This is a genomic window from Bradyrhizobium sp. UFLA05-153, from assembly GCF_054185185.1.
Genome location: NZ_JBBIAM010000117.1, coordinates 22,385 through 28,384, shown reverse-complemented (window position 1 = coordinate 28,384; position 6,000 = coordinate 22,385). Strand labels below are relative to the sequence as shown.

Here is a 6,000-nt window from a genome sequence, read left to right as displayed (position 1 = left end):
GATCGGCGCTCGCACTCGTCCTAGACGGCTTCGGTTATGGCAGCGATGGCGGCAATTGGGGTGGGGAGCTCCTGCTCTGCGAAGGAGCGCGCTTCCGGCGGATCGGGCATCTGGCGCCGCTGAAGATGCCTGGTGGCGACCGCGCTGCCCGCGAGCCGTGGAGAATGGCGGCGAGCGTGCTGCATTCCCTGGGGCGCGGCGAGGTGATTCCGCGCCGGTTCGCTAGCCGGCCGCAGGCCGAGAGCCTGTCCCCGTTGCTCGACCAATCCGACGTGCCCGTGACGACCAGCGCCGGCCGGCTGTTCGACGCGGCGGCAGGACTGCTCGGTCTCTCCTCCGTTCAGAGCTATGAGGGCGAGGCGGCATTGAAGCTGGAGGCGCGTGTGCGCAGCTCCCGCGTTGCGGACGGTGGCTGGGTGATCAAGGATGGCGTGCTGTCAATGCATCCGCTGCTTGACTACCTCAGCGCCGATACGTTCGATCCGACAGAAGGAGCCGAGCTCTTCCACGGCACGTTTGCCTCCGCTTGCGTTGACTGGATCACGCGTGCGGTGCAGCAGACAGGCCTCACGACCGTTACCCTGAGTGGCGGCTGCGTCCTTAACACCATCCTGGCCCAACAGATCGAGCGCGGCTGCCTCGCCGCCGGTCTCAAGCCATTGTTTCCACACCAGGTGCCACCCAATGATGGCGGCCTGAGCCTCGGGCAGGCCTGGATCGCGGCCCTGTCGCTGCTCGAACACCAGGGCCTGGAAGGAAGCGTCTGATGTGTCTCGCCATACCCGCTGAGATCACGAAGCTTCTTGCTGACGACATGGCCGTGGTGACCATCGACGGCGTTAGCAAGGAGATATCCGTAGCGCTGGTCGAGGATATCGCCATCGGCGACTATGTAATCATCCACGTCGGCTACGCTCTGACTAAGATCGATCCGGAAGAAGCGAGACGCACGCTCGAGCTTCTGCGCGAGTTCAGCATCGATGTGCAGGGGGCCGCGCAATGAAGTATGTGGAGGAGTTTCGCGACAAGGCGATCGCGCTGGGCCTGGCGAAGGCCATCTGCGCCGAGGCCGTTCCGGAAAGAGCCTATCGTTTCATGGAATTTTGCGGGGGCCATACGCATGCGATCTCGCGCTATGGCCTCGAGGACACGCTGCCGAGCAATGTGCGGATGATCCACGGCCCCGGCTGCCCGGTCTGCGTGCTGCCGGCTGGGCGAATCGACATGGCGATCCGGCTCGCCGAGCGGCCCGAGGTTATCCTGTGCGTTTATGGCGACCTGATGCGTGTGCCGGGCTCGCAAGGTACTTCACTGCTAAGGGCAAAGGCCCGCGGTGCTGATGTCCGCGTGGTCTATTCCACCATCGATGCGATCCGGATCGCAGAGGAGAACCCCACCCGCGAGCTCGTGTTCTTCGCCATCGGCTTTGAGACCACGACGCCACCGACGGCCGTCATGATACGTCTGGCCGAAAAAAAGCAGCTTTCGAACTTCAGCGTGTTCTGCAACCACGTGCTGACGCCGCCGGCGATGCAGAACATTCTGGAGAGCCCCGAAATCAATATCGGCCGCGTCAATATCGACGGTTTCCTCGGGCCGGCCCACGTCTCGATCATCATCGGTACGGCGCCTTACGAATTTTTCGCGGAGGAGTTCTGCAAGCCGGTCGTGATCTCCGGTTTCGAGCCGCTCGACATGATGCAGGCCATTCTGATGCTGGTCCGGCAGGTCAACGGGCATCGCCACGAAGTGGAAAACCAGTATCGCCGCGCGGTGACCCGCGACGGCAATCTGCGCGCCAAGGAGGAGATCTCCAACATTTTCGAGCCGCGAGACCGGTTCGAATGGCGCGGGCTCGGTCAAGTTCTCTACAGCGGGCTGAAGCTGAACCGCGCGTACGCCGTATACGATGCGGAGGTACGCTTCGACATGCGCGAGCTGTGCGTTGCCGACAATCCGGCCTGTGAATGCGGCGCCATCCTGCGCGGGGTAAAGAAGCCGGTGGATTGCAAACTGTTCGGGACGATCTGCACGCCGGACACGCCGATGGGATCCTGCATGGTCTCCTCCGAAGGCGCCTGCGCCGCGCATTGGACCTATGGTCGCTTCCGCGATCATCGGCAGAGACGTGCGTCATGAGAAGCCATCAGCGCAAGCTCGATATCAGGAACGGCTGCATCGACCTATCTCACGGTGCCGGCGGCCGTGCGATGGCGCAGCTGATTTCGGGGCTGTTCCACGAGGCCTTCGGCAATGAATGGCTGGCACGCGGCAATGATCAGTCGGCCTTCGACGTCGGCGCCGGGCGCATGGTGATGACGACCGATGGCTACGTCGTTTCGCCACTGTTCTTTCCGGGCGGAAATATCGGTTCGCTGGCCGTGCACGGCACGGTCAACGACATCGCAATGGCCGGGGCGCGGCCGCTTTACCTGGCCGCGAGCTTCATCATCGAGGAGGGGTTTTGTTTCTCCGACCTCAAGATGATCGCCGAGTCCATGGGGAAAGCAGCGCGATCGGCCGGCGTCCACATCATCACGGGCGACACCAAGGTGGTCGAGCGCGGCAAGGCCGACGGCCTGTTCATCTCGACAGCTGGCGTCGGCGTGGTGCCTGACGGGCTCGATCTCTCCGCGCAGAACGCGCGCGTCGGAGACCGCGTGCTGATCTCGGGTACGCTCGGCGATCATGGCGTTGCCATCATGTCCAAGCGGCAGAACCTCGCCTTTGAAACCGAGATCGTATCGGATTCAGCGGCGTTGGCCGACCTCGTCGTGAAGATGCTTGAGGCCGGAGGCCACGGCATCCGCCTGATGCGCGACCCTACGCGCGGCGGGCTTGCCGCCAGCCTGAACGAGATCGCCCAGCAATCCGACCTCGGCTTTCGCTTGCAGGAAGAGGCAATTCCGGTGAAGCCGGGCGTGGCCGCGGCCTGTGAGCTTTTGGGGCTCGATCCGCTCCATGTCGCCAATGAAGGCAAGCTGGTTGCGATCGTGTCACCCGAGGTCGCCAATGCCGTGCTCGCTGCCATGCGGGCGCATCCGCTCGGCTGCGATGCCGCCGACATCGGCGAGGCAATTGCCGATGACCATCATTTCGTGCAGATGGCGACCAGCTTTGGCGGCGGCTGCATCGTCGACTGGCTATCCGGTGAGCAACTGCCGCGCATCTGCTGAGGCTCAGACATGCAAAGTGCGGAACGCCGCTGTCACACAGATCCGGCTAGGGCACGTTGACCGGTGGCATGGATTCGGTCGCGCGGGGCACGAAAGGATCTTGGTGGCGGCCCCGTGCCGCCAACATGATTGCAAATGCCATAATGAAAAGCAGGAGCCTGCGCATTCGAAGAAGTCATTCCGGAAGCTCTATCGAAACTGTGATGCTTATAGCATCCTGCGTTGAATAGGGTCTGAACAATAAAGGCACGCAAAGGCCAGGTGTTTGATTGGACAGCTCCTGCAAAGTTCTCAAACTTGATTCTCGTTTGTTTCGTCGTAAGACGGCAAACCGTCCGCAGATCGCGCCGAAAAGCTGCGCTTCTTGCCGGCAACAGCAGGATTATTGCGCCGGATTCGAATAATCATTGATTGTTACGCGGTCGACCGGGCAAACCACGGCACTGCTTTCCCTCTTGCTGTGCAATCGAGGGCTATTAAATGAAGAACCACGACCTTATTTCCAGTAGCCTGCTGGCGCTGACCGCGACGGGCCTCGCGTTGCTCTGCTCGAGCCTGCTCGCCTTTGCCTTCATTTGAAGTCACAGTGGCGTTTTGCGCCGTGCGGCTTCAGGTTGAGGCCGGCAAGCGGTTGCTAAGTCGGGATTGACTAAGATCAAGAAAACTCAAGCCGGATCCATTAGCTTTGAGAGAGGGTTAAGTCAGACAAGAGGGTCCTATGCGCTACTTTCTCTTGTTAGTTGTTATCCTCGCAGTCCCCATGCTGGTTGGCTCTGGGTCACGTTCGATCGCCGCTCCGCGTGATCGTTCGGGATACATGCCCACTGCTCGACAAGACGTTTATTGCCTGCAAGGGCGCACCTGGGGATATCCGGGCAATTGCCAGTTCTCGAGCTATAGCCAATGCATGGCCAGCGCGTCCGGTACAGACGCTTATTGCGGAATTAATCCGGTCTATGCTTTCGAGCGGCACAGATCACAATCACGCTGATGGATTCGCAAGGCTAGACCCTGCGGTGCGCGCTGAAACCTTGTCGATCAAAGCGGCAGAGCCGGACTGCATCGGCTGTCCTACGAGACCTTCCTGATCGCGGCATTGATTCATCTGCATCCGATCGCGCAGTGTATTTGCACAGCGGGGCTGCTGGCGGATTTTGATTCCGCCATTCGGAGGTTCGATCCCTCCCGCCCCAGCCAGAAAACGCCTAACCTCCTGAAAAGACAGACTATTCAATTTTTGGCTGGGGCGTTGTTACTCAGCTGAAGCACGCGCCTGTAACACTGGGAGACGAGTGTGCGCGCGGCTCAACATGTCTTTCGGCGAGGTGCTGTTTATTGGTGGCGCCGGCGACTTCTCAAGAAAAACGGGGAGAGAGAACTCGCACCTATTGCGATCAGTTTGAGGGCGCGTGAGCTTCCGATAGCGCGCACAATTGCCGCTCATTTGTCGGTCGCGAGTGATGGCATTTTGCGACAGGAGAAATCGAAAGTGCTGTCAGCGTTTCAGGTGCGTTCAATCCTTGAGTCCGTCGCACGATCGCAACTGATCAAGCTCGATCGATTGGCTGTGTTGGAAACGGCCGATGGCATTTCCGCACGCGAGGGGCGGAGCTCTGACCGCGTTATGGGCTGGGTTCGCCGTCTTCAGGCATCTCAAGGATTCGCCGCGTCGGTTGGAGAGTTCAGAGCGGCGAGTCTTGACGGAGAATGGATTGACCGCTGCAGAAGTCGAGGACGTCGCTTGGACGCTCGAGTTGTTGCGGAAAAGCTCGAATGGAGCGCTGCCACGCCAAAATTGCTGGCGCTGCTCGAGGCCAGCGGAGCGTCGCAGAGTGAGGGCGATCTCAAGGAGGCTGAACGTCTCTACTACCGCGGTCAAGCAGCGGCTCTCCTGGCAGTGGATCGCCGTTGGTCGGGTGATTTCCGAGATGATGATAGGCTGGTCGAGGATGTCCTAGCGCACCCCGAAAGAACGCATTCTGCGCCAGAGCCCTCTCACGGTGCTTTGCGGGAGCCGGTGACTACCGAGGTCAGGCAGGTCGAAGCTCCGGAGGTCCGGAAGATCGCGGTCGTTCCAGCTTCGGTAAGTCCGCCCAACACCAAAGGTGCACCGCAAGGAAGTGCTTCGACCGCTCCCTCCGAGACGTCGATCACCGAGCTTGCCGAAAGACTGATTGGTGAGAAGGCGACACTCGGGGAATGGAACGAAAAGACTCAACGCCAGGTTCGGTCACTGATCGGAACGTTCGTCGAAATGATTGAAGACGATGACGTCCGCTCGCTTCTCAAGGACGCGTTGCCGAATATCGATCGCTCCTCCTCGCGTTGCCGAAAACCTACGGCAAGGGACAGAACGATCGCAACACTCCTCTCAAGGAGTGGCTTACGAAGGCTAAGAAACTGCCGAAAGAAAAAGGTCGGCCGTGAGGCCGGCACGCTGAACCGACATTTGGTCGCAAGAGGTCCTTGATTACATAGTGGCCTGTGGTCATCCTATCACGGGATATTCCGGCGTCTCAGAACTGCTTGCAAAGAAGAAGGGGCGCGATCGCGACCAACGCAATCCGTTCTCTGTCGAAGACCTGGCCGCCATATTCCGTCAAGCGCCCTGGACGGGCTGCAAGCATTCCGAAAACCGGATTGAGCCTGGCTCGGCCGTCTGTCACGACGCATTGCACATCGTGCCGTATCTCGCGAGGTACACTTTTGGGCGCCGAGAGGAATTGTGCGGGTTGGATGTCGACGATGTTCTCGAAGAGGACGGAATCCCTTACATATTCATTCGGCCAAACGAGCACCGCACTTTAAAGAACCCGCAATCAAT

General features: G+C 60.1%; 6 protein-coding genes. All 6 read left to right on the top strand.

What is annotated here, in order from left to right; translation table 11 throughout:
• A partial coding sequence (locus tag Q2941_RS41180; RefSeq protein ID WP_458196089.1) for a Kae1-like domain-containing protein occupies positions 1-767 on the top strand: 767 nt, incomplete at its 5' end.
• Positions 767-1,003, top strand: coding sequence for a HypC/HybG/HupF family hydrogenase formation chaperone (locus tag Q2941_RS41175; protein ID WP_458196088.1), 237 nt, complete (start codon positions 767-769; stop codon positions 1,001-1,003). The genes Q2941_RS41180 and Q2941_RS41175, both read left to right, overlap by 1 nt.
• On the top strand, positions 1,000-2,139 hold the full coding sequence (hypD, locus tag Q2941_RS41170) for a hydrogenase formation protein HypD (protein ID WP_458196087.1): 1,140 nt from the start codon (positions 1,000-1,002) through the stop codon (positions 2,137-2,139). The genes Q2941_RS41175 and hypD overlap by 4 nt, the downstream gene beginning before the upstream one ends.
• Positions 2,136-3,176, top strand: coding sequence for a hydrogenase expression/formation protein HypE (gene hypE, locus Q2941_RS41165; RefSeq protein ID WP_458196086.1), 1,041 nt, complete (start codon positions 2,136-2,138; stop codon positions 3,174-3,176). The genes hypD and hypE overlap by 4 nt, the downstream gene beginning before the upstream one ends.
• Before the next feature lie 718 nt (positions 3,177-3,894).
• Positions 3,895-4,167, top strand: coding sequence for a DUF3551 domain-containing protein (locus Q2941_RS41160; protein ID WP_458196085.1), 273 nt, complete (start codon positions 3,895-3,897; stop codon positions 4,165-4,167).
• 303 nt (positions 4,168-4,470) lie between these two features.
• Positions 4,471-5,646, top strand: a complete 1,176-nt coding sequence (locus Q2941_RS41155) for a hypothetical protein (protein WP_458196084.1) — start codon at positions 4,471-4,473, stop codon at positions 5,644-5,646.
• Positions 5,647-6,000 lie beyond the last annotated feature (354 nt).